Origin of the sequence: Hymenobacter oligotrophus (assembly GCF_003574965.1) — a bacterium.
In the GTDB taxonomy this organism is placed as follows: domain Bacteria; phylum Bacteroidota; class Bacteroidia; order Cytophagales; family Hymenobacteraceae; genus Solirubrum; species Solirubrum oligotrophum.
Genome location: NZ_CP032317.1, coordinates 952,997 through 976,818, shown reverse-complemented (window position 1 = coordinate 976,818; position 23,822 = coordinate 952,997). Strand labels below are relative to the sequence as shown.

Here is a 23,822-nt window from a genome sequence, read left to right as displayed (position 1 = left end):
CTGTTTTAACCGATCCTGCTATGTCTTCGTCCGTTCCTGCCTCCGCCCCCGACTCCTACCGCCACCGCGGCCAGCGCCGCGCCTTGGTGGAGGAGTTGCAACGCAAGGGCATCCGCGACGAGCGGGTGCTGGCTGCCATTGGTGCGGTACCGCGCCACTTGTTTTTCGAGCAGGCTTTTGAGTCGCACGCCTACCACGACAAGGCCTTCCCGATTGGCGAAGGCCAAACCATTTCGCAGCCCTACACCGTGGCGCACCAAACCGAGCTGCTGGGCGTGCGTCCGGGCTTGCGGGTGTTGGAGGTGGGCACCGGCTCGGGCTACCAGTGCAGCGTACTCCTGACCTTAGGTGCCCAGGTGTTCAGCATCGAGTACAACCGCGTGCTGTTCGAGCGTACCTGCCAGCGCATGGGCCAGTTGGGCTACACGGGCGCCCATTTGTTTTGCGGCGACGGCTCGGTGGGCCTGCCGGCCTACGCACCCTTCGACCGCATTTTGGTAACGGCCGCGGCTCCGGCTTTGCCCCGCCCGCTGCTGCAGCAACTGGCCATAGGCGGCGTGCTGGTGGTGCCCGTAGGCAACGAGCAAGTGCAGCGCATGGTGCGCGTTACGCGCGAATCGGCCGATAGCTTCGCCCGCGAAGAGTTCGACGAATTTCGGTTTGTGCCCTTGCGCGGCGCGGCCGGGTGGGGCGAGTAGGTGCCGGCGTGCTTGCAGGCCAGCAGGCGGTAGCCCTAGGTGCCAGGCTTCGCAATTTGCCGGGGCAGGCGCGGGCTGGGGCCCGGGCGGCTATCTTTGCGCCCGATTTATACGCTCCTGCCCTAACTCTTGCCCCCAATGCGCAAACAGAAGCCCGTAGCCGAGTCGTTCGTGCGGATGACCGAGCTGGTACTGCCCAACGATACCAACACGCTCAATAACCTGATGGGCGGCCGCATGATGCACCTGATGGACATTGCCGCGGCCATTTCGGCCCAGCGCCACTCCAACCGCATCGTTGTTACGGCCTCCGTCGACAACGTGTCCTTCCGCGAGGGCATTAAGTTGGGCAACGTGGTAACGCTGGAAGCGCAGGTAACGCGCTCCTTCAGCTCCTCCATGGAAGTGCACATCAACGTGTGGTCGGAAGACATTCCGAGCGGCACCAAGGTCAAGTCGAACGAGGCGTTTTTCACCTTCGTGGCCGTCGATCAGTCGGGCCGCCCGATTGATGTGCCCGAAGCCGTGCCGCACAGCGAAGAAGAAGTCCGCCTCTACGACGGCGCCCTGCGCCGCCGCCAGCTGCGCCTGGTGCTGGCCGGCCGCATGAAGCCCCAAGAAGCCACCGAGCTGAAGGCTTTGTTTGAAATGGAGTAAGCACTCCGCCGAATTGGTTAACTTGGTATAGTTCAGCTGCGCCGCCCTAGGTGCCGCTGCTGCTTGCCCGTGTTGCCCACCTCCTAGTCTGTTTTACCCGTGGACGAAGCTTTGCTCGCCTTTTACCAGCAGCTGTACACAGGCACTCCGCTGTACGTGGTGCCCGAGCCCGGCACCGCAGCCCCGCTGGCTGCTCCGGCAGCGCCAACGGTTGCAGCTCCGGCCGTGGCAGCCGCTGCCGCCGTAGCGTCTTCAGCTGCCCAACCGGTGCCCCCAGCAGTTACCCCGCCGCCGGCTTCGGTGGCCAGCGCGGCCGGCGGCCAGGGCAAGCTGCCCTCGTTAGCTGATCTGAAAGCAGCGCGCAGCGCAGCACCCGCAACCCCGCCGCCAGCTCCAGCTCCGGTTGCAGCCCCTACCGCGCCGCCGGTATTGGCGGCTCCCCCCGTTTCGGCGCCGCCAGTAGCACCGCAAGCGCCCCCGCAGCGTCCGCCCGTCGATTTCGATACGCTGGGCAGCAACGCCAACGGGTTGATCCTGCTCGTGCGCCTCGAGGACCCCACCCGGCTGCCTCGCATCCAGCGCAACGTATTCCTGAACAACATGCTGAAAGCCATTCAGCGCGTGATGGAGGAATGCGTTATCGTCAACGTGAAGTCGCCGTACCCGGTGAGCCTGGAGGAGCTGCGGGCCCGCGGCTTGGCCGTGCGCGAGGTTATCGGCTTCGGCAAAAACCTGCTCGATGTGGCCACCAAGCGCACCCAGCCTTACGAGCCCGTGCGCATCGGCGACGTAGCCTACCTACCGGCCGCCGAAGTAGAAATGATTGAGTACGACAACGGCCGCAAAAAACAGCTGTGGCAAGCGCTGCAACGCATGTTTCTGGCGTAGCAGTTGTCAGTTGTCAGTTGTCAGTTGTCAGTTGTCAGTTGTCAGTTGTCAGTTTGGTACTGGCTTGCTCGAGTTTGGTTATAGAAAAGGCCCGCGACTTGCGTCGCGGGCCTTTTTGTTTTGGCAGTTGGCCGGATTATTCTCAACCGGCCACCGGCAACTTATTTCAACAGTTGCGCCAGCTTTTCCTCCAGTGCGGGGCCGCGCAGGTTTTTGGCAACGATTTTACCCTGCGGATCGAGCAGGAAGTTCATCGGGATGGACTGAATACCGTAGGCCTGCCCGGCGGCGCTTTGCCAGCCTTTCAAGTCCGAAACGTGCGTCCAGGCGAGCTTGTCGTTGTCGATGGCTTTCAGCCACTTGTTCTTGTCCTGATCGAGCGACACGCCAAATACCGTAAAGTTTTTGCCTTTGTATTTGTCGAAGGTGCGCACCACGTTCGGGTTTTCCTGGCGGCAGGGGCCGCACCAGCTGGCCCAGAAATCGAGCAGCACGTACTTGCCGCGCAGGCTGCTGAGCGACACGCTTTTGCCATCGGGGGCGGGCAGCTGAATGTCGGGCGCAATCGTGCCGATAGCGGTTTTGCGCATCGGCTCCAGCTTTTGCACCAGCGCTTGGGTGTAGCGCGAGTTCGGCGCGGCCTTGGTGAGCTGCGTAGCTACCGAATCGGCAAAGCCAAAGTTCTCGTCGGCGCTAAACAGCTGCGGCTCGCCTAGCACAAAAGCCGTCACCACCGACGTCGGGTTTTTCTTAATAATGCCTTTTAGCTCGGCCGTGCTCTTGGCCTTGGCCGCGTAAAACTTTTGCTCCAGCAACTGCATTGAGTCCTGACGGCCGGCCTGGGCGTTGGCTTGGAAGCGGCGCATGATGCCTCCCATGGAGCCGCTGTGGCGCATCATCGCCCGCGACATCTGCTGCCACACCTCCGAATCCTTGGAGCCCTTTACGGTGTAGGTGCTGGCCAGCTTGCTGGCGTCGCCGGTGAGTTGCAGCTTGGTTTGGTTGTCCAAGGCCACCAGCACGTTGTTTTCTTCGTTCAGCTTGATCTGGTAAATGGCCGCCTCGGTGGTGCTGCCTTTCAGGGTGAAGCGGCCCTGCGCGTCGGTTTTCACGGTATCGCGCGATACGAACTGTCCTTCGGCCAGCTCGGCTAGGTACACCGGCGTGCCGGCCGGGGCGTTGCGCAACTGGCCCGAAACCACAAACCCGGCTTTATCGGCGGCCGAAGAGGACGAGGTTTCGTTGCAGGCAGTGGTGATGCTCAGCAGCGAGGTCACCAGAATTAAGCTTTGCATAGGGTATTTCATGAGGACGAAGTGGGCCGCCGCAAAATGCGCGCCAGCCTAGGAACATCGCAAGTTGCCGATTTGTGCGGATTTTCGGCATGGCATTTTGCCAGCGCCGCCGGCGGCCCTTACCTACGCTGCCCGCCGCCCTTCGGATGCCAGGGCCGCCAAGCACCTAGGGCAATAGCTCGGCCAGCTTCTGTTCCAGGGCCTTCTCGCGCAAGCCAAGGGCTACCAGGTTGCCGGTGGGGTCAATTAGCACAGTGCTCGGGTATACGGAGATGTTCAGGCGCTTAAACGAAGGGCCCGCCCAGCCCTGCAAATCCGACACGTGCAGGCCCGGCACGGCAAACGCCTGCGCAACCGTGCGCCAGTTGGCGGCGTTGGTAGCCGCCGATACGTGCACCAGTTTCAGCCCGCGCCCGGCATATTGCTCGTTGAGACGGGCGAGCAGCGCCGCATCGGGCTTGCAGCAAGCGCCCCAGTAGCTGAGCACCACGTACTGGCCGCGCAGCTGGCTTAGCGCCACTGGCTGGCCCTGCAAATCCTGCCAGGTAAGCTCGGGCGTGGGCATGCCGGGCATCAGGGCGGGTACTTGCTGCTGGCGCTCCTGCAGGGCGCGAGTGTAGCGCGAAGCGGGCAAGGTGCGGGCAAACACGGCCGTCATCGAATCGACGAACACGCGCTGCTCCTCAAAGCGGCTAAGCTCGCGCCACGTCCAGTAAGCGGCCAGGGGCGCGGCCGGGTGCTGGCGCACCAGGCGGCGCGTGGCGGCCATCAGCCGGTCGTCGGCAAAGGAGTCGCCGGGGTGCAAGCGCCGCGCGGCCTCGCGCGGGTAGGCCTGCCGCAGCTGCTGAAATTGCTCGTACAAATCGGTGTCGGGCGTGCCGTTAAACGCCACCTTATACGCCGGCGCCGGCCCGAGTTGCTTGGCCTGCTTGCGCGGCTGCACGCTGGCCTGCACCTCGCTGCCCGCACTCAGCGCCACAAAGTACATCGTACGGGCTGTGTCGAGCCGCAGGTGGTACACGCCGGGCTCGGGCACGCAGCCCTGGAGCACAAAGCGGCCGTCGGGCCCGATGGTGGCCGAATCGAGGCGCTGGGTTTTTCCCTGCCAGTAGTCGCAGAGCACGGCGCGGCGGCCGGCCAACTCGGGCGTAGCACTGCCGCGCACCGTATACGAAATGTCCGCCGCGGGGCTGGGGCTTTGGGCCGCCGCGGCCGCGGGCCAGGTTAGCGCGGCGGCTGCCAGCGCGCTTACGAACTTCGGGTGATTAGCCATAAACAAAGCCGCCAATACGGCGTCAGCAGCGTCGCCATATAGCCGGTGCCGGACGCCCGAGGGCGGCCGGGTACCTAGGGCAGCAGCTCGGCCAGCTTGGCTGCCAGGGCTTCGCCGCGCAGGTTTTTGGCGATGATGCGGCCCTGCGGGTCGAGCAAAATGGTGGTGGGCAAAGCCCGGATGCCGTACGTTTCTTTGGTTGGTTGCGCGGCCGCGGGGTCGTCGAACACCTGCGTCCAGGTAAGCCCATCGGTGGCAATGGCTTTGCGCCAGGCTTCGGGCTTGTCGTCGGTAGCCACGCTGTACAGCTCCAGGCCCTTGGCGCGGTAGGCGGTGTAAAGCTTTAGCAACTCAGGGTTTTCGCGGCGGCAGGGGCCGCACCACGAGGCCCAAAAATCGACGAGCACGTACTTGCCGCGGAGGCTGCTGAGGGCTGCGGGCTTGCCATCGGGCGCGGGCAGGCTGATGTCGGGCGCCAACTGCCCCACGGCCGTCGCGCGCGCCACGGCCTGGTCGCGAAGCAGGCGTTGGGTGTAGGGCGAGGCCGGCCACTGCCGGGCGTAGCGCGTGGTGGCCGAGTCGAGGAAGGGCTTATACTCGTCGAACGAACTCAGAAAGCTCACTGCCGCAAACGGGGCCGTGTGGTGCGGGCCGCGGGCCACGTGCTGGGCCGCGCCGTGAAACACCCGAAACTCGGCGGCCCACTGCCGCTCGAACGCCCGGGTGGCGGCAGTATCGGTTTCGGCTGGCCGGCGCGGCATCAGGGCCTCAATGCGGTTGAGGGCTTGCCGCTGCTGCCGCTGCATGTGGGCCAGGGCTTCGGCCTCGGGCGAACCGCTCACGGCGGCTGTTGTTTGCAGTTGCTTGACCTCGGCCCGCACTTGCAGGCGGCTGCCCGGGGCCAGTGGCAGGTACAGGTTTTCGCGGCTTAGCTTGCTGTACAGCTCGTACACGCCGGGCGCCGTTAGCGGGCCTTGCAGCCGAAACCGCCCCGCGGCATCGGTAGCGGCCGAATCGAGGGCACGGCGCTGGGCGTCGGCTTCGAAGCGCAAATACACTTTGGTGCCGGCCGGCGCTTGCCCCAACCGCCCTACAATTTGGTAGCCCTGCCCCTTGCCGCCCGCGGCCGGACGCTGACCTAGGGCTGCGCTGCTTACGGTGGCACTCAAAAGCAGCGCGCCTACTACGGAGTAATGCACAATAGCAATAAGGTAAACGGTGGGTAGTAACCGGCAGCGCCGCCCGGCGCCAACGCAGCGGCCAACATAGCCTATTTAACGCGCAAAACCCGCCGGGCACCTAGGGCCCGGCGGGTTTTGCGGCAGCAGTGGCGCGTGGCCTACGCCTGCTCCAGCTTGTCGCGCAGCAGCTGGTTCGAAAGCTTGGGGTCGGCTTTGCCTTTGGTGAGCTTCATCAGCTCGCCCATAAACATGCCCACCAGCGACTTTTTGCCGGCGCGGTACTCGGCCACTTTGGCCGGGTTGGCGTCGAGCACCTGCTGCACCATGGCCTCCAGCTCCGAGGCATCGGACTGCTGCAACAGACCTAGGGCTTCGGCTGCTTCGGCGGCCGATTGCTTGGGGTTTTCGAGCAGGTGCGGGTACAGTTGTTTCGAGGCCACCGAGTGGTTGATTTTGCCCGCGTCGATCAGGCCAATGGTGTCGGCGAGGTGCTGGGCCGTGAGCGGAAAGTCGCTCATAGTGAGGGCGCGCTCGTTCAGGAACGACTTCACGGGGCCCTGCATCCAGTTGGCGGCGGCTTTGGCGTTGGTAGTCAGGCGCGTCAGCTCGTCGAAGTACAAGGCAATGTCCTTCTCGGCCGTGAGCACGTTGGCGTCGTAATCCGACAAACCCAACTCGCCCGTGAAGCGGGCGTAAAGCTGCTGCGGCAGCGCCGGCAGCTCGGCCTGCACGCGGTGCAGCCAAGCGTCGTCGATGATAACGGGCGGCAAGTCGGGCTCCGGGAAGTACCGGTAGTCGTTCATGGTTTCCTTCGAGCGCTGCGCCAGCGTAGTGCCGGTGGTGGCGTCGAAACCGCGCGTCTGGCTGTCCACCTCTTCGCCGGCTTCGAGCAGCGCAATCTGCCGCTCGATTTCGTACTCGATGGCGCGCTGCACGTTCCGGAAGGAGTTCATGTTCTTCACCTCCACCTTGGTACCGAACTTGCTGGCGCCCACCGGCATCACCGAAATGTTGGCATCGCAGCGCAAGGAGCCTTCCTCCATGTTGCCGTCGCAAATGCCTAGGTACTGCACCAGCTTTTTAATCTCGGTGAGGTAGGCGTAGGCCTCTTCGGCGTTCCGGATGTCGGGCTCCGATACAATTTCGATCAGCGGCACGCCGGCGCGGTTCAGGTCTACCAGCGTTTCCACCTCGCCTGCCAAGTGCATCGATTTGCCCGCGTCTTCCTCCATGTGAATGCGCGTGATGCCCACTTGCTTGGTGGTACCGTCGGCCAGGCGAATGTCGACGTGGCCCTTGGTGCAGAGCGGGGTTTTGTCCTGCGTAATCTGGTAGCCCTTGGGCAGGTCGGGGTAGAAATAGTTTTTGCGCGCAAACTGGTTGTCGCGCGTGATGTGGCAGTTGGTGGCCAGGCCCATTTTAATGGCAAACTCCACGGCCGTGCGGTTTACGCGCGGCAGCGTGCCGGGGTGCCCCAGGGTAATTACCGACAGGTTGGAGTTGGGCATGGCGCCGTACTCGTTTTCGTCGGCCGAGTACATTTTGCTGCGCGTGAGCAGCTGGGCGTGCACCTCCAGGCCAATTACGGGCTGGTATTTTGCTTTAGTGTTTTCGTCCATGAGTCGCAGGTTACCGCTGGTGGCCCTAGGTCGCCGCGGCCGTTGGCGGCCAACGGGGCGAACCGGGTGGGGCGCAAAAGTACGAAGCCGGCCGCGTGTTAGCCACAGCCGGGGCCGCATTCGGCCGCAGCCCAATTGCCGGGCTGGGTTTCGGGTGCTTCGGGCAAAACCCTAGGTGCTGTAGTGGGTTGCTGAGGCGAGGAGCAAGCAGCGCCCTAGGTGGGTTTACTCGTCGGCGGCCGTGGCGGCGCGGCGGGTGGGGTAATAGTGAAACTGCCCCTCCAGAACGCTGCTCACGGGCTGGCCCTCTTCGGAAGCCGGTACCAAGCGCGGCAAGCGACGCACGGTTTCGAGCGCGGCGGCGTTGAGGGCGGCATCGTCGGAGGCGAGTACGCGCGGGCTGTGCACGTTGCCGAGGCTATCTACCCCAAAGGCCACGTGCACCACGGCATCGGTGGCGCGGCTGTAGCCTTTGGGCATGAACTGCGCAAACTGCTTTTGCATGGCCTGAAACACCACGGCTTGCCCGGCGCCCTTGCCCGTAAGCTTGGCCAGCGTGCGGTACGGCGGGCACTCGTCGAGGGCTTGGCCGCCGGGGCCGTAGCATTCGCCTTTTACCACGGCGCCGGCGCGCAGCTGCTGGTCGCGGCGCGGCTTGCCATCGGGGTAGTAGGTTTTGATGGGCCCGTCGGGCTTGCCGTTGCGGTAGCTTACGTCTTCGCGCAGCTGGCCATTGGGGTACCATTCGCGGGTGCGCGCGTGGGGCGTATCGTAGGGCAAGTCGCTGCTGTAACCGGCATCGAGCAGCAGTTGGTGGCCTTGCACAGCAAATCGGCGCACGCGCCACTTCACGCCCAGGCTATCGGCCCGGCGCATGATGTCGTAGCTGTGGGCGCCTCTGCTGTCGGGCAGCGGCACGGCGTTGCGGTCGTAATACCGAACACCGACTTTTTGGCCTTCGAGCTGTTCAAAAACGGCAACGGTTTTCACCTGCGCCGAGGCGGCGGTGGTCGTCAGTAACAGGCCCGCAACCAGCCAACTGAGGTGCGAGGCAGAAACAAGGTTGGGTGCACACATTCAGCCAAGATACAGCAGCCGCGCCGACTCATCTGCACCATTCCTTTGCTGGCCATCAGCAGTTGCCTGTTACCCCGTGCGCAACCAGCGGCGCCCAACCCCACGCATTCTTCTGATTCTGAACGTTGAATTAGCTGCTGCTGGCTACAAGTCTGTTATTCTTCGAGCCGAAAAACAACCGGCACCGCGTAATGCACCGGTACCGGCACACCGTCGCGTTTGCCGGGCGTCCAGCGCGGCAAGCGTTGCACCACGCGCGCAGCTTCGGCATCGAGCAGCGGATGCACCGACTGCTTAACCAGCACGTTGCCGACCATACCGGTGCTATCCACCACAAAGCTTACCAACACCTTGCCTTGTACTTCGGCATTTCGGGCCTCTTCAGGGTAGTTAATGTTGGCGCTTATGTAGTTGCGCAAGCCAGTCAAACCGCCGGCTGGCACGGGCATAACCAAGTACTCAAAAAACGCTACCGGTTTGCCGTCGGGCCCAAAGCACGCGCCTTCGGTGCGGGCACCCGCACTGTACAGTTCGCGGCGCTTGAGTTTGCCAGTTGGGTAATAATAGCGCAGTTCGCCCTCGAGCTTGCCTTGCGCCCGGTTATCGTGCCACTTCAGTTGCCCGTTCTCGTACCACGATTCGCTTGTTCCGTGCTGAATGCGCAGGCGGTAGTTGGCGTAGTGCACCACCGAGCGCGGCCCTCCGGTTGCGTAGAATGTACGCTCAATGGCTTTTACGCTGTCCTCAAACTGGACCTCGGAGCGGTAACTAGCCCCCATGGCGGAAGGAAGCTTATTGCTTTTGCCATCGTAATAGGTAACCTCCACGCGCGGCTTGCTTCCGGCAACGGGCTGCTGGGCCACTGCCATGGCTGGCCACGCCGCTAGCCAGCCAGCGGCACCTAGGCGTAAAAACGAAAACTTCATGAGAAGTCAATATCAACTGCGGTTATCCCGATGCAGGGTCCGCAACACCAAGGTAGCAATGCTGTCCACCTTTTCAGCATCTGTTGAGCAGAGGTAAACCCCTGCCATAAAGCCGTGGCCCCGGCCAAACTGCTTGGGCAGGCAGTTTGGCCGGGGCCACTTTGCACCCGCTAAGGGGCAATTGGCAGGCTTAGCTCAGCGTATTAGCCACTAAGTTCTCGGCCTTGCCAATGGCGGCATCGAGCCCGGCCGCGTTCTTACCGCCGGCCGTGGCGAAGAACGGCTGGCCGCCGCCGCCGCCCTGAATGTCTTTGGCTAGCTCGCGCACCAGCTGCGAGGCGTTCAGCTTGCCGCCCTTGGCCAGCTCGTCGTCAAGCATCACGGCCAGCTGCGGCTTGCCTTCGATTTCGGCACCTAGCACCGCCACGAGGTTGGGCACAACCTGGCGCAAGTCGTAGGCCAGCTTCTTTACGGCGTCGGCCGAGCGGGCCGGTACCTTGGCCGCCAGGAAGTTGATGCCGTTAATGGCTTTCACTTGGCCGGCCAGTTGGTCTTTCAGCTGCCCAAGTTGTTGCACCTCGGCTTGCTCCAGCTGCTTGCGCAGCGTGGCTACTTCCTCCGACAGCTTCTGGATGCTCGGGATGAGGTGCTGCGGGTTACCTAGGGCTTCGCGCACCTGCGCCAGCAAATCCATTTGCTCTTCCACGTAGCGCTCGGCCAAATCGGCCGTAACGGCCTCCACGCGGCGTACGCCGGCCCCTACGGCCGTCTCTGAAGTAATTTTGAAGAAGCCAATTTCGCCGGTGTTCGGCACGTGAATGCCGCCGCACAGCTCCACGGAGTACTCCGGATCGAAGGTAATAACGCGCACGCTGTCGCCGTATTTCTCGCCGAACAACGCCATGGCCCCGCGCGAACGGGCTTCGTCGATGGGCACGTTGCGCTCCTCGCCGAGCTGAATTTGCTGACGAATACGTTGGTTTACAATGTGCTCCACTTGGCGCAGCTGGTCGTCGGTTACCTTCGAGAAGTGCGAAAAGTCGAAGCGCAGCAGCTTGTCGTTCACCAAAGAGCCGCGCTGGGCCACGTGGTCGCCGAGCACGTGGCGCAGGGCTGCGTGCATGAGGTGGGTGGCCGAGTGGTTTTTGCGGATCAGCTGGCGGCGCGCTTCGTCAACCTTGGCCTCAACGGGCGCCTCCAGGTCTTGCGGCAAATCGAGCACGGTATGCACGATCAGGTCGTTTTCCTTGCGGGTGTCAATCACGCGCACCTTGGATAGCGGCGTTTCCAAATAACCCGTGTCGCCTACCTGGCCGCCCGATTCGGCGTAGAACGGCGTTTGATCGAGCACAATGTGGTACTCGGTTTTGCCTTTCTGCGTAACCTGGCGGTAGCGCAAAATGCGCGCTTCGGCCCGGAGCGCATCGTAGCCTACAAAGCGCGGCTGTTCTTCCGAAGCGTGCACGATAACCCAGTCGCTTTGTTCCTGCTCGGCGGCGCGGCGCGAACGGTTTTTCTGCTGCTCCATTTCCACGGCAAAGCCTTTCTCGTCCACGTTCAGGCCTTTTTCGCGGGCAATAAGCGCGGTGAGGTCGAGCGGGAAGCCGAAGGTATCGTACAGCTCAAACGCGGTTTTGCCGTCGATGAGGTTGCCTTGCTGCTTGAACGAATCTTCCAGCGCATCGAGACGGCGCAGGCCGTTCTCCAGCGTTTTCAGGAAGGCAATTTCCTCCTCCTCAATCACGCGCTGCACAAACTGCTGCTGCTGCTTCAGCTCGGGGAATATTGAGTGCATGTGGTCGGCCAGAATGGGTACCACTTTGTACAGGAAGGGCTGCTTGAAGTTGAGGAACGTAAAGGCGTAGCGCACAGCGCGTCGCAGAATGCGGCGAATTACGTAACCAGCCTTTACGTTGGAGGGCAGCTGACCATCGGAAATGGCAAACGAAATGGTGCGAATGTGGTCGGCAATTACCCGAATGGCAATGTCCGTCGGCTCCATTGCACCGGTGTATTTCACGCCGGCTTCCGAGGCAATGAATTGGATCAGCGGCTGAAATACGTCGGTGTCGTAGTTCGACTTTACGCCCGACACGGCCATCATCAGGCGTTCGAAACCCATGCCGGTGTCTACGTGCTGGGCGGGCAGCTTTTCCAGCGAGCCGTCGGCTTTGCGCTGGAACTCCATGAACACGTTGTTCCAGATTTCTACCACTTGCGGGTGGTCGGCATTCACCAGCTCGGCGCCGCCTTGCTGGGCTACTTCGGCCTCGTCGCGCAAATCGATGTGGATTTCGGTGCACGGGCCGCAGGGGCCGGTGTCGCCCATCTCCCAGAAGTTGTCCTTCTTGTTGCCGGGCAAAATGCGGTCCTCGGTGGTGTACTGGCGCCACAGGCCCTGCGTCTCGGTGTCGGCCCCTAGGTTGTCGCCTTTGTCGCCCTCGAAGTAGGTAACGTAAAGTCGCTCCTTCGGCAGTTTGTATACCTCCGTCAGCAGCTCCCAGGCCCAGGCAATGGCTTCCTTTTTAAAGTAGTCGCCGAACGACCAGTTGCCCAGCATCTCAAACATGGTGTGGTGGTAGGTATCGTAGCCTACTTCCTCCAGGTCGTTGTGCTTGCCGCTCACGCGCAGGCACTTCTGTGTATCGGCCACGCGCTTGAAGGGCGCCGGCTTGTTGCCCAGGAAGTAATCCTTAAACGGGGCCATGCCCGAGTTGATGAACATCAGCGTGGGGTCGTCCTTCACCACGATGGGCGCCGAGGGCACGATGTGGTGGCCTTTGGAGGCAAAGAAGTCGAGGAACTGCTGACGAACTTGGTTGGCTGAGGGTAGCATAGTAGGGGCGCGTTGCACGCGCCCGCCGCCAGAACGGCAACGGGCGCACCCAGACGCAGACAAAATTGGTCGGAACCGGTTTTTCTGGCTATTTTTCGGCTTCTGCAGCGGCTGTAGCAGCTCCAGGCAGCGCTTCCGGCAAAAGTAGCACTTCGGGCGGAAGATGAAATGTGGCACAGGCTTTCGCTTGCGCCAATTGCCCGGCAGCCGTCATTTACTGTTCAACGACTGGGTGCGTGCCACGCGCCCCTACCTATGCCCTACAAAGAGCGCGACATCGAAAAGCAATACTACACCATCGGCGAGGTGGCGGCGCAGTTCGACGTGGCCCCGTCGCTGATTCGCTTCTGGGAAACCGAGTTCGACGACCTTAAGCCGCGCAAAAGCAAAAAAGGCAACCGCCTGTACTCACCGCAGGACATCGAGATTTTCCGTACCATCTACCACCTCGTGAAGGAGCGCGGCTACACCATTCCGGGCGCCCGCGAAATCATGAAGCAGCGCGGCCCCCAGCTAAAGGAAAAAGTAGACGTGATACACTCGCTGGAGAAGGTGCGCAACTTTCTGGTGAGTTTGCGCAAGGAGCTGGATGCCGCGGGCAAGCAGCCAAACGGGTAAATGCCGCCGCATGCCCTCGACCCACGCCGAACCGAACCGTGGTGGATAGCGGTGCTTCTGTTCTTTCCGACGGTAGTTTCGGCAGTGGTCGTCCTGGTCGTTGGTTTTGTGTTGGGTTGGGTAAACGGCAACGGCACAAACCGAAATTCGTGGGGTAAACGGGGCGCCAACACGTTTCACTTCATTTTGCTCTTTTGGCTTTTCGGCTGCTTGGCGCTGGTTACGTATTGTATTGCGAAGCGTAAGTGCGCCAGCGCCGCGGGCATGTTTTTAGGGGCGCTGTTTTCAACGGCCGTTTACTTATCCTTTTGAGCCTGCTAGCTTACCGTGTCAACCTCTTCACCCGACCTCCTATTCGAAGTTGCCCTTACCTTGCTGCCGGGCATTGGCCCGCTGATTACGCGCAACCTCGTTAGCTACTGCGGCTCGGCCCAGGCGGTGCTGCAGGCCCCGCAGGCCAAGCTGCTGAAAATACCCGGCGTGGGCCCCGGCACGGTTAAGGCGTTGCACAACCACAGCAAGGCCCTGCAGCAAGCCGAGCAAATTGTGCGACGGGCCGAAAAAGACGGCGTGCAGCTGCTGTACTACACGCGCCCCAACTACCCTACCCGCCTGCGCCCGGTGCCCGATGCCCCGGTTCTGCTGTACTACCTAGGGGCCGCCGACCTCAATCACCCTCGCTCCCTGGCCGTGGTGGGCACGCGCCAGGCCACCGACTACGGCCGTGAGCAAACGGAAAAGCTCATTCGGGGCGTGGCCGGTTACCAGCCCTTGATTGTGAGCGGTTTGGCGTATGGCATCGACATTATTGCCCACCGCGCGGCCCTGCAGGAAGGCCTGCCCACGATTGGCGTAATGGCCACCGGGCTCGATATTATTTACCCTGCCGCCCACCGCCGCACCGCCGAAAAAATGGTGGAACAGGGCGGTTTGCTCACCGAGTTTCCTTTCGGCACGCAGCCCGACAAGTACAACTTCCCGGCGCGCAACCGCATTATTGCCGGCCTCACCGACGGCACCGTGGTGGTGGAGGCCGCCCGCAAAGGCGGTGCGCTCATTACGGCCGAGTTGGCGCAGGAGTACAACCGCGAGGTGCTGGCCGTACCGGGCCGCCTCGACCAATCGGCCTCCGAAGGCTGCAACCACCTCATTCGCAACCAGCAGGCAGTTATTTACACCAGTCCCGCCGACGTGGAGCAGGTGCTGAACTGGGACGGCGCCTTGCACCACACGCCTCCGGCGCCCGTCCTCGACCCTTCCGATTTCAGCCCCGAAGAATTTAGGTTGGTTGGGATACTGCAAGCGCACAAAGAGCGGCAAATTGACGAGCTGAGCTGGGAAGCCCAGTTGCCCATCAACCAGGTTTCGACGTTGCTGCTCGGGCTGGAGTTCAGGGGCGTGGTGCGGGCGTTGCCGGGCAAAAAATTTGCGTTAATGTAGATGAGCCAAGCCCTGCTCAACGGCCGCCTGCTGCCCGCTGCCGAGGTGGAGCTGCCACTGCCCAACCGCGGGTTGCAGTTCAACGACGGCTTCTTTGAAACGATGGTGTACGAGGGCGGCGCGGTGCGCTGGGCTGCGCACCACCTAGGGCGCATGCAGCGGGCCGCTACTGCTTTGCACTTGGAGCTGCCCCCCGCCCTGGCCAACGCTGCTGCCCTAAACCATACCCTGGCACCCCTGGCCGCTACTACCGCGGGTCCGGCGCGCATCAGGCTGCAGTTGTGGCGCGCGGGCGGTGGCCTGTACGCACCCGCCACCCAGCAAGCCGAGTGGTTGGCTACGGCCGCCAGCTTTGTGCCCAACAACAGCCCCGTTGGCACCGCCGATTTTGCGCAGCGCATCGGCACGCAGTACTCGCCCGTGTCGTTTTGCAAAGGGCCCTACGCCTTGCACTACGTGCTGGCCGCGCAGGAGCGCGACGCCCGCGGCCTGGACGAGTTGCTGTTGCTCGACGCGCACGGCCACGTTGCCGAAAGCGTATCGGCGGCGGTGTTCTGGATCAGCAATAACGAGCTGCATGCGCCGGCTCCCGAAAGCGGCTGCGTAGCGGGCGTGCGGCAGGCGCACTTGCGGCAGGTGGCTCAGCAGTTGGGCATTCGTTGCCACCTAGGGCTGTACCGCCCCGCGGCGCTGCTAGCCGCCGATGCGGTGTTTACGGCCAACGTGGCGGGCATCCGCAACATCGAGCGGCTGGCCGGCACGGCCTACAAACAAACAGAGCACCCATTGCTGGATGCTCTGCGGCGACAAGACCTCAAAAATTAAGCTACGTTGCTGTAACGACGCCGGCGCATCCGCAGCCATTCTTTCTGATACTTAATCAGGTCGGCTTCGGTAACGTCGTTGGCGGCTAGGATTTCGTCGCGCGATTGGCGCCCGATTTCCAGTGCGTACATAGCTATAAGCACGCGGTGCTTAAGCGGCAGAGGGCAGCCGCAGGTGGAAGCGACGGCAGTTGACAAAGGAGGTGTGGTGGAAAATACGGAACGGACGGGTGCCGAGCCGTTGAATTGAATTTTGGCGGAAGAGTTTACTTTTTCCGCCGCGAAGATCGGTGATTTCACCGGCAAGTAAGCAAAAAGCGGCAGAGTATTCGAAAGCACGAGGTCAACTATTTATCCAACAACGTTACTGATGAAGTATTCATTGCAGCAACCACATGAAAATGTGATTACGTGCGTCAATAATTTAGGTTGCACCGCGCCAGGCACTTATTTGATTACGCTGAATGTGCTATTTCCTATACTTCCTCAGAAACTCTTGATGTAGGCATGCCTCATTTATTCGTAGTAAAGTACTAACCGCTCGAAGCCCCTACCTTTTGCCGCTGCCCGAACGGTTGCCCTAGCACTACGGCCCCGCCGCCCGCCGCAGCCTGAATCTCACCGCCAAACCACCAGCCGCGCGCTGCTTGTTGCAAGGCACGCACGGATGTCGGTGGCTGGCACTGCTTTAGGGGCAAAAAAAACCTAGGGCGCCGCGTGCGGCGCCCTAGGTCCTAACTCTTCAGCCGCCGCCCGGCAGCTACACGGCTACGGGCGCTTTAATGGCGGGGTGCGGGTCGTAATTTTCCAGCGTAAAATCCTCGTAGCGGAAGGCAAACAGGTCCGTCACCTCCGGGTTGAGGCGCATGCGCGGCAACGGGCGCGGCTCGCGCGCGAGCTGCAGGCGTGCCTGCTCGAGGTGGTTCGAATACAGATGCGTGTCGCCGCCTGTCCAAATAAACTCGCCGGGTTGCAGGCCTACCACCTGTGCTACCATTAGGGTAAGAAGCGCGTAGGAGGCAATGTTGAACGGCACGCCCAGAAACACATCGGCGGAGCGCTGGTACAGCTGACACGAGAGCTTGCCATCGGCCACGTAAAACTGAAACAGCGCGTGGCAGGGCATCAGGGCCATTTGGTCGAGCTCGGCCACGTTCCAAGCCGATACCATTATGCGGCGCGAATCGGGCGAGCGGCGCAGCTGCTCCAGCACTTGCTGCATCTGGTCGATGTGGCCGCCACGGCCGTCGGGCCAGGAGCGCCACTGCTTGCCGTACACGGGCCCCAGGTCGCCGTTGGCATCGGCCCACTCGTCCCAAATGCTCACGCCGTGCTCTTTAAGGTAGGCAGTGTTGGTATCGCCGCGCAAAAACCACAACAGCTCGTGCACGATGCTTTTCAGGTGCACCTTTTTGGTGGTTACCAGCGGAAACCCCTGCTGCAGATCAAAGCGCATCTGGTACCCGAACACCGACAGCGTGCCGGTGCCGGTGCGGTCGGTTTTGGAGGTCCCGTTCTCAAGTATGTGGCGTAGAAGCGTTTGGTACTGCTGCATGGCAAGGGCAACTGGTGGGCTGAAACCCAAAGATAGAAGTGCGGCCCTACCTGGCCTAGGCCGACAGCTCGCTCGTAACCCACCCCACCAGAAACTCAGCCAACGAGCCAGCCACCCGTACGCGCGTGTTGTCGGTGCAGCTCCAGATGTACACATCGGAGCTTACGGTGCCGTCGTCGGCAATGAGGTAGCCGTAGTAGTCACCGGTGTAGGCCGGGGCTACCAGCAACAAGTCGTGCACGCAGAAGCGAGCCGTTTGGCGCAGGCGCTGGTTTTCGAGCAGCATGGCCTGGGCGGGCAGTACCAAGTAGCCGGTAGTGCCAATGCCCTGCAGCTCCTCGGCCAGCCCGTCGGTTAGCAAATACAGCTGCCGCAGCTCGTCGGGTAAGCGCACCTCCAGCGCCGCCGCCAAAAACGTCAGTTCCTCGTCGACCACCGGCGGGTTGCAGCGGTAGGTAACGGAGGCTGACCTAGGAAGCTTTTCGATGCGGGAAATCCAGTTCATGGCAGGCTGAGGAGATGGCAAGGCAGCGTTACATCATAAGCCCAACAAAATGCAAAAAATATTAAAGCCAGCTAATTTTTAGCTGGCTTTAATATCCGAATCATACTCAGCACCTTACAGAGCAACAGGTTCTTTGGTTTTTGACTCGTATCGCTCTACTGCCACCCGAATTCGGGAAGCCAAGCCATATAGGTCATCCAATGATTCGATGTCGACTCTTACGCCGCCTTCCACATCGAAAAGCGTGACAAATTTTTTGCTTCCGTTAAAGTGGAGCCGGCAGATGGGTTTCCGGTTATTGTCATCAAGCAAAATGCCGCAATACGATTGCACGTCGCGCATAACCACGCGGTTCACTTGCACCAGCTTGCGCAAGATGGCTCGTACAATCATAAAGCCTTCCGTTTCTTCAACGGTCGTAACAATATCTTTCTCTTTGCCTTCCGGCTCAGTGGCATTTGTTGTATCCACTACTTTCGGCGCCTGATAATCCATTGGGGCCAGCATAGATTGGCTAGTGGTGTCTACCAGCGCCGATTTCAAGCGCATCGTTATCTTATCGTTGAGAAACTGATGGAATGAGCGGTGGACAAGCGCACTAAATTGTTCTTTTAGTTTTGGCGTCAACACCCCATCGTACACCTGCTTGGAAACGAAGTGGGTGAAGTCAGCTGTAGGTTGCTGAAACTGTTGGTCAAAGTACTTCTTGAAAGCCCTCATGTACTTCAGGTTGTAGGCAGCGAACAGCATGTCCTCTAAACTGAAGTTTGCTTTGCTGAGCTTCTTTAACTCGGCAATATCTGCATCCTGAAAATTGAACAAGTCAAATTCCAAAAAGGGTCGTTCATCCATTTTGTTGGGCTGCTCCAAGTCGGTAAAGAGCTTGTAAGTCACCCCATTTGTTAGAATGGCAATGCGCGCTTCTGTAGCGTGGAAGTAGCGGAATAGCTGGCTGGCGTGGTTGATGTTCAAGTCAGCGCCCACATGCTTGCACTCGATGAGAATAATTGGGCTGCCTTCGCGGAAAATAGCGTAGTCTACCTTCTCACCTTTTTTAGTGCCTATGTCACAGATGAACTCGGGCACTACCTCTGTTGGGTCGAACACATTGTACCCAAGTGCATTTATAAAAGGCAATACGAGGGCGTTTTTTGTGGCTTCTTCCGTTTGGATGTGGGCGACTTGTTTTTGCACCCTGGAAGCTAGATTGGTAAGCTGATCGATTAATTCCATGAAAGTGGATTGTTAAGGTAAAGCTCTAATGTATCAGTATCGAAGCTGAACATTAAACATTTTATACACTAATTATTTGGGTTGCTATTCTAATGCTAGCATTCGAAAGCCCAGGTGCTACTTTTGCAAAATTTCATTTCAATTGGTACGCCTGCTCCCACGCTGCGTACAAGCGCCATAACAATAGCCTTATTCCTAGCCACTATCCTCACTACGCTACCCAACCAAACCACACTTGCTCCCTTGCTCCAACCTCTCCCGCTGCTCATAGCTACTTTCTTAGCCTTTGCCACCCCGTTTGCAAGCCCTGCGCAACAAGCACCTGCGAAGGTGCGGGCCAAGCGCGGCGATGGGGTTACGGTACTGCTGCAGCGCCATGGGCTGAACCCCGTGCGCGACTACGACCGGTTTGTGGCGCTTAATCGCGCCCAGCTGGGGCCGCGCAACAGCCTCATTTCCGGAAAATACTACCGCCTGCCCGCTAAGCAGCCCACCCGCAAAAAAGCAACCGCAGCCAAAGCTCCGGCCGCCGCTACCGCGCGCACCAGCACCAAAGTAAAAACCCAGCTCAGCACTAAGCAGCTGTTTGGCCCCAGGTACGGGCAGGTGTCGGCGCGCAGCCGGCAACTAAGCGGCACGGTGTTTTACCTGCTTTCGGGCCACGGCGGGCCCGACCCCGGCGCGGTGGGCAAATACGGCAGCAACCAATTGGCCGAAGACGAGTACGCCTACGACATTACCACCCGCTTGGCCCGCGTGCTGATGGAACACGGCGCCAAGGTGCACCTGATTGTGCAGGACCCCGACGACGGCATCCGCGACGAGGCCGTGCTGCAGATGGACCGCGACGAAATTACCACGCCCAACCTTACTATTCCGCTCAACCACGTAGCCCGGCTGCGGCAGTACACCAACGCCATCAACCGGCTACACGGGCGCTATAAGGGTGCCTACCAGCGCATGATTACGCTGCACATCGACAGCCGCAGCGCGGGCCTGAACACCGATGTGTTTTTCTACCACCACGACAAAAGCCCGGTGGGCAAGCGGTTGGCCAACAACATCCACCAGGTGTTTACGGCCCGCTACAAGCGCAGCCAGCCCAACCGCCCCTACGTGGGCACCGTGTCGGCGCGCTCCAGCCTGTACGTGGTGCGCAACAGCCACGCGCCCACGGTGTTCATCGAGCTGGGCAACATCCGCAACGACAAAGACCAGCGCCGCTTTGTGATTCCGGACAACCGCCAGGCCCTGGCCAACTGGATTTGCGAAGGCCTGATTGCCGACTACCGCGGCCGCAAGTAGCCGCCCAGGTACGGCGCGCAAGCAAAAGCCCCAGCACCTGAATAGGTGCCGGGGCTTTTGCTTGCAAAGCAATGCGCTTGCCGAAGCGAGCTTACAGCGATTTCACTACCGGGGCAGCGGGCTTGGCCGTGGAGGCTTGGCTGGCCGTGGCGGTTCCTTTCTTCATGCAGCAGGCGGGCGTGCTGGCGGTAGCGCCTTTGGCTGCGCAGTTGGCTTTCATTTGGGCCGAACAAGCTTCTTTGCTGGCTTTTTTACCTTTGGTGTCTTTGCAGCCTTCATGGGCCGAGGCCGAACCTACGAAAGCAAACAAAGCGAGGGCGAGCAGGGCGTTTTTCATGGGGCGAAAACGAATAGCGAGAAACAAAACAGGAAAATGGGCGGTTGGCTGAGCGCCGGCTCCAAGGTACACAACCCAAGGCATAAATGGCCGGTTCACTTTAGCTCATCCGCGTGCTTTCTCCCCGCTTTCTTAGCCTTGTTACCCTCCTGAGCCTGCTGCTGCTGGCGGCCGTGGCCACCACCGGTTTGCTGCGCCTGCGCTTCAACTACAACTTCAACGACTTTTACCCCACCGGCGACCCCGACCTGGCCTACTACGAAACCTACGCGGGCCGCTTCGGCAACGACAACGACTACGTGCTCATCGGGCTGGAGGCACCTAGGGGCAGCAGCGTGTTCGAGCCCGGCTTTGCGCAGCGCGTCGATACGTTTACGCGGTTTGTGCAGCAGCAGCCCCACGTGGTGCAGGTGCTCTCGCCCACCACGGCCAGCAACCCGGTGGTGGAGGGCCTGGGCGTGTTCAACATCCCCTACCTGCACCTCGAGCGCCTGCACGACGCGGCCTCGCGCGCCCAGGACTCGGCCCTGATTTACCGCACGCCCGGGCTGGTGGGCAACTTGTTTGCCCGCGACGCCCGCGCCGTGACGGTGGTGCTGCAAACCACCCCCGACCTGAAAAAGCCGCCCGGCGACACCCTGATGAGCAGCCTGCGCACCGAGCTGCAGCGCCTGGGCTTTGCCGACGAGCAAGTGCACCTAGGCGGCAAAATGGTGGCGCAATCGGTGTTCGTGGATCGGTTGCGCGTCGAAATGGCTGTGTTCGTGTCGTTGTCGGTACTGCTGGTAATGGCGCTGTTGTGGCTTACGTTCCGGGCGTGGTGGGGCGTGGTGCTGCCGCTTACCGTGGTGGCCGGCGCCACCATTGGCGGCCTGGCGCTGGTGGGCTGGAGCGGCGCCGGCATCGATTTGATGACTGCCTTGCTGCCCGTAATGATGTGCGTGGTGGGCATTGCCGACTCGGTGCACCTGCTTACGCGCTACGTAACCGAAACCGGCGAAGGCACGCCCACGGTGCCGGCTTTGCGCATCAGCATGCGCGAGTCGATGTTCGGCTCGGGCCTGTCGGCGCTTACTACTTCGCTGGGTTTCTTCACGCTCACCACCAGCCACATCCGGCCCATTCACAACTTTGGGCTGTACACGGGCCTGGCCGTGCTCATTGCGTACGCCCTCACGTTTACACTGTTGCCGGCCCTGCTGGTACTGCTGCCCAAGCCGCAGCAGCGCTTTGGCGCAGGCCGCTCCTGGGATGCCCCCCTTACGCGCTTGCTGCGCGTGGTGCTGGTGCGCCGCCGCTGGATAATGGCCGCAGCCGCGGTGCTGCTGGTGGGCAGCCTGGCCGCGGCCAGCCGCGTGCGCCTGGAGTCGCGGCTGCTCGACGACCTGGCCGACGACGACCCGGTGCAGCTCGACTTCCGGTTTTTCGAGCAAAAGTTTGCCGGCGTGCGCCCTTTCGAGATGCACTTGCTGCCCCAAGCCGGCCGCAGCATTTACGACCTAGGGGTGCTGCGCGAAATCGAGGAAATTGAAACGTACCTGGGCCGCGAGTACGGCCTGCACTTTGTGGCCTCGCCCGTAACGGTGGTAAAATCGGTGCGCAAGGCCCTGAACGGCGGCGCCCTCGAAGAGTACCGCTTGCCCGGCTCCGAGGCCGAAATGAAGCGCCTGCTGCGGCAAGTACGGAAACTAGGCAAGCGCCCCGAGTTCCGCGCCCTGGCCACGCCCGAGGCCACCGAGGGCCGCCTTACCGGCCGCATGCCCGACCCCGGCAGCACCACCGTGGCCCGGCTGAACGCGGGCTTGCGCCGCTTTCAGGCCGAGCACACCAACCCCGGGCTGCTGCGCACGCGCCAAACCGGCTCGGCCCTGCTCATCGACAAAAACAACCAGAACCTGACGCGCGACATGCTGGTGGGCATTGGCGTGGACGTGGTGATGGTGACGCTGATTGTGCTGGCTTTGTTCCGCTCGGTGCGCATGGTGCCGGTGGTGCTCATACCCAACCTCTTGCCCATTGTGGTGGTGGGCGGCGTAATGGGCCTGTGCGGCGTGCCCATGAAGGTGAGCACCAGCATTATTTTCACCATCGCGTTCGGCATTGCCGTCGACGACACCATCCACTTCATCAGCAAGTTGCGCCTGATGCTCGGCAAGGAGCCCACCGTGAAGCGGGCCGTGTCGCGCACGTACCGGCTGGCGGGCAAGGCGGTTATCGTTACGTCGATGATTTTGGTAGGTGGCTTTAGCACGCTGCTGTTTTCGTCGTTCGACGGCACGTTTTACGTGGGCCTGCTCATTGGCCTGACGCTGCTGTTCGGCGTAGTGGCCGAGCTCACGCTGTTGCCCATTTTGGTGTTGCTGTTCTACCGAAAACCACGCGTGGGCAAGGCCCGTCAGCTTCGGGCCGAAGCAGCCGAGGTATAGCCACGCCGCAGCCCGGGCTTTGCAGCTTTGGCGACGGCCGCTCCGCACCCTGCCCCCTGCCAATGCCGTATGTTTGGGCTGAGTTATGAAACAACGTTTGCTATTGGTGTGGAGCATGGTATTGCTCTCGACCACCGCTCCCGCCCAAACCGAATCGGCCGCCTCCGGCCCCAACGACCAGATTTCGCGCCTGATTCAGGAGCGCGAGCAGCTGGTGCGGCAGTACGAAGACGCCAACGCCCAACGCAACGCCCTGCTGGCCAACAAGCCTTCCAAAAAGGACTTGCAGGAAGTGATTGACGCGCTGAAAGGCATTATTCGCAAGGACACCGAGATTGTGCAGGCCCTGAAAGCCACCGAGCTGCGCCGCACCGCCGACATCGTAACGCGCCAGCGCCTGGCCGAACAGCAGGCCACCGTGGCCCAAACCGACCAAAGCTCCACGCGCCAGCGCTTTTACGACCTCGAAAGCCAAATTCAGAACCTGCAGCTGCGCGAAAGGAAGCGCGAAAAACAACTGCGCGAGTACCAAGCCGCCGCCCAAGAGGCCGAAGACGCCCGCCTGAGCCGCGAGCTGCTGGCGGCCGGTTTGGCCCTGCTGTGCATAGGCTTGCTGGTGTACGTGCTGCGCCTGCGCCAACGGGCAAGCGGCGCCCCCGCCCGCCGCAAAGCCAAGCGCTAAGGCACGCCCTCCCCCTGAAAATATGCTAGTTGCGGCCGCCGAGTACCTTACTTATACCGAGGCCGTGGGCCTGTACCACCGCCTGCAATCGGAGGCCGGCATCGTAAGCCTGGTGAAAAACTACGGCCCCGCCACCTTGCCCTTCGGCGACGGGCTGTATTTCCGGCTGCTGATTGAGGAAGAAGACGTGGAAGCGGCCCGCCCAATTGTGCAAGAGTTTGAGCAGCAGCGCACCGAGCGGGCCGCTGCCCGTTGCCCTAGGTGCGGCTCGTATCATGCCTGGCCCGAGCCCGAGGCCCGGCAGCCGTGGTACAAACGCCTGTTTTACGCCGGCACCACCATGTACCGCTGCCACAATTGCGGCGAGGAGTTTTCGGGCTAGCTGTTGGCAGCGGTGGCAATAGCTTGGAAGTCGGCGCGGGGTTGCAAAATTGCAGTCCTCACCAC

At 61.4% G+C, this 23,822-nt stretch carries 22 protein-coding genes; 10 read left to right on the top strand and 12 right to left on the bottom strand.

Features of this window, described 5'->3' with window-relative positions:
- Positions 1–20: 20 nt before the first annotated feature.
- The 3 genes from D3Y59_RS04105 to D3Y59_RS04095 all read left to right on the top strand — a co-directional run bounded on the left by D3Y59_RS04105 (position 21) and on the right by D3Y59_RS04095 (position 2,243).
- Positions 21–698, top strand: coding sequence for a protein-L-isoaspartate(D-aspartate) O-methyltransferase (locus tag D3Y59_RS04105; protein WP_119443902.1), 678 nt, complete (start codon positions 21–23; stop codon positions 696–698).
- Between the two features lie 138 nt (positions 699–836).
- Positions 837–1,355, top strand: coding sequence for an acyl-CoA thioesterase (locus D3Y59_RS04100; RefSeq protein WP_119443901.1), 519 nt, complete (start codon positions 837–839; stop codon positions 1,353–1,355).
- 99 nt (positions 1,356–1,454) lie between these two features.
- Complete coding sequence (locus D3Y59_RS04095; protein WP_119443900.1) at positions 1,455–2,243, top strand: hypothetical protein; 789 nt, start codon at positions 1,455–1,457, stop codon at positions 2,241–2,243.
- Between the two features lie 161 nt (positions 2,244–2,404).
- Here the strand turns inward: D3Y59_RS04095 and D3Y59_RS04090 are convergent, their stop codons facing one another.
- The 7 genes from D3Y59_RS04090 to alaS all read right to left on the bottom strand — a co-directional run bounded on the left by D3Y59_RS04090 (position 2,405) and on the right by alaS (position 12,450).
- Positions 2,405–3,538, bottom strand: coding sequence for a TlpA disulfide reductase family protein (locus tag D3Y59_RS04090; RefSeq protein ID WP_162910533.1), 1,134 nt, complete (start codon positions 3,536–3,538; stop codon positions 2,405–2,407).
- Positions 3,539–3,704: 166 nt separating this feature from the next.
- Positions 3,705–4,811 carry a TlpA disulfide reductase family protein gene (locus tag D3Y59_RS04085; RefSeq protein WP_119443898.1) on the bottom strand — a complete coding sequence of 369 codons (1,107 nt, stop codon included), beginning with the start codon at positions 4,809–4,811 and terminating at the stop codon, positions 3,705–3,707.
- Between the two features lie 74 nt (positions 4,812–4,885).
- Positions 4,886–6,010 carry a TlpA disulfide reductase family protein gene (locus D3Y59_RS04080; RefSeq protein ID WP_119443897.1) on the bottom strand — a complete coding sequence of 375 codons (1,125 nt, stop codon included), beginning with the start codon at positions 6,008–6,010 and terminating at the stop codon, positions 4,886–4,888.
- A 140-nt stretch (positions 6,011–6,150) separates the two neighbouring features.
- Complete coding sequence (gatB, locus tag D3Y59_RS04075) at positions 6,151–7,611, bottom strand: Asp-tRNA(Asn)/Glu-tRNA(Gln) amidotransferase subunit GatB (RefSeq protein ID WP_119443896.1); 1,461 nt, start codon at positions 7,609–7,611, stop codon at positions 6,151–6,153.
- A 225-nt stretch (positions 7,612–7,836) separates the two neighbouring features.
- A complete protein-coding gene (locus tag D3Y59_RS04070) occupies positions 7,837–8,688 on the bottom strand; it encodes a toxin-antitoxin system YwqK family antitoxin (RefSeq protein WP_119443895.1) in 852 nt (283 codons plus the stop codon).
- A 155-nt stretch (positions 8,689–8,843) separates the two neighbouring features.
- Positions 8,844–9,614, bottom strand: a complete 771-nt coding sequence (locus tag D3Y59_RS04065; RefSeq protein WP_119443894.1) for an energy transducer TonB — start codon at positions 9,612–9,614, stop codon at positions 8,844–8,846.
- A gap of 190 nt (positions 9,615–9,804) precedes the next feature.
- Positions 9,805–12,450 carry an alanine--tRNA ligase gene (gene alaS / locus D3Y59_RS04060; RefSeq protein ID WP_119443893.1) on the bottom strand — a complete coding sequence of 882 codons (2,646 nt, stop codon included), beginning with the start codon at positions 12,448–12,450 and terminating at the stop codon, positions 9,805–9,807.
- Positions 12,451–12,705: 255 nt separating this feature from the next.
- Here alaS and D3Y59_RS04055 point away from each other — a divergent pair, with 255 nt between their 5' ends.
- The 3 genes from D3Y59_RS04055 to D3Y59_RS04040 all read left to right on the top strand — a co-directional run bounded on the left by D3Y59_RS04055 (position 12,706) and on the right by D3Y59_RS04040 (position 15,333).
- Complete coding sequence (locus tag D3Y59_RS04055; RefSeq protein WP_119443892.1) at positions 12,706–13,068, top strand: MerR family transcriptional regulator; 363 nt, start codon at positions 12,706–12,708, stop codon at positions 13,066–13,068.
- A 327-nt stretch (positions 13,069–13,395) separates the two neighbouring features.
- Positions 13,396–14,508: a DNA-processing protein DprA gene (gene dprA / locus D3Y59_RS04045; protein WP_240410516.1), complete on the top strand. Its 1,113-nt coding sequence runs from the start codon at positions 13,396–13,398 to the stop codon at positions 14,506–14,508.
- Positions 14,509–15,333, top strand: coding sequence for an aminotransferase class IV (locus tag D3Y59_RS04040; RefSeq protein WP_119443890.1), 825 nt, complete (start codon positions 14,509–14,511; stop codon positions 15,331–15,333). It abuts the gene before it with no gap.
- On the opposite strand, the gene D3Y59_RS18715 is transcribed toward D3Y59_RS04040, so the two are convergent.
- The 4 genes from D3Y59_RS18715 to D3Y59_RS04025 form a co-directional block, all read right to left on the bottom strand.
- Positions 15,330–15,464, bottom strand: a complete 135-nt coding sequence (locus D3Y59_RS18715) for a hypothetical protein (RefSeq protein WP_262696960.1) — start codon at positions 15,462–15,464, stop codon at positions 15,330–15,332. The two genes, D3Y59_RS04040 and D3Y59_RS18715, sit on opposite strands and share 4 nt — an antisense overlap.
- Positions 15,465–16,092: 628 nt before the next feature.
- Positions 16,093–16,887: a thymidylate synthase gene (locus D3Y59_RS04035; RefSeq protein WP_119443889.1), complete on the bottom strand. Its 795-nt coding sequence runs from the start codon at positions 16,885–16,887 to the stop codon at positions 16,093–16,095.
- A 55-nt stretch (positions 16,888–16,942) separates the two neighbouring features.
- Positions 16,943–17,392, bottom strand: a complete 450-nt coding sequence (locus D3Y59_RS04030) for an SMI1/KNR4 family protein (RefSeq protein ID WP_119443888.1) — start codon at positions 17,390–17,392, stop codon at positions 16,943–16,945.
- A 114-nt stretch (positions 17,393–17,506) separates the two neighbouring features.
- Positions 17,507–18,625 (bottom strand): type I restriction endonuclease, encoded by a 1,119-nt coding sequence (locus tag D3Y59_RS04025; protein ID WP_119443887.1) that lies wholly within the window; start codon positions 18,623–18,625, stop codon positions 17,507–17,509.
- A 243-nt stretch (positions 18,626–18,868) separates the two neighbouring features.
- Between D3Y59_RS04025 and D3Y59_RS04020 the strand changes: the two genes are divergently transcribed.
- The gene (locus D3Y59_RS04020; RefSeq protein WP_240410514.1) at positions 18,869–19,930 is read left to right on the top strand and encodes an N-acetylmuramoyl-L-alanine amidase family protein; all 1,062 of its coding nucleotides are present in this window, start codon (positions 18,869–18,871) and stop codon (positions 19,928–19,930) included.
- 91 nt (positions 19,931–20,021) lie between these two features.
- Here the strand turns inward: D3Y59_RS04020 and D3Y59_RS04015 are convergent, their stop codons facing one another.
- Positions 20,022–20,267, bottom strand: coding sequence for a hypothetical protein (locus D3Y59_RS04015; RefSeq protein ID WP_119443886.1), 246 nt, complete (start codon positions 20,265–20,267; stop codon positions 20,022–20,024).
- 113 nt (positions 20,268–20,380) lie between these two features.
- On the opposite strand from D3Y59_RS04015, the gene D3Y59_RS04010 reads away from it, so the two are divergent.
- From D3Y59_RS04010 to D3Y59_RS04000, 3 genes are all read left to right on the top strand, one after another.
- A complete protein-coding gene (locus D3Y59_RS04010; protein ID WP_119443885.1) occupies positions 20,381–22,693 on the top strand; it encodes an efflux RND transporter permease subunit in 2,313 nt (770 codons plus the stop codon).
- 85 nt (positions 22,694–22,778) lie between these two features.
- A complete protein-coding gene (locus D3Y59_RS04005) occupies positions 22,779–23,375 on the top strand; it encodes a hypothetical protein (protein ID WP_162910532.1) in 597 nt (198 codons plus the stop codon).
- Between the two features lie 22 nt (positions 23,376–23,397).
- Complete coding sequence (locus tag D3Y59_RS04000; RefSeq protein ID WP_119443883.1) at positions 23,398–23,757, top strand: putative signal transducing protein; 360 nt, start codon at positions 23,398–23,400, stop codon at positions 23,755–23,757.
- The last annotated feature ends 65 nt before the right edge of the window (positions 23,758–23,822 follow it).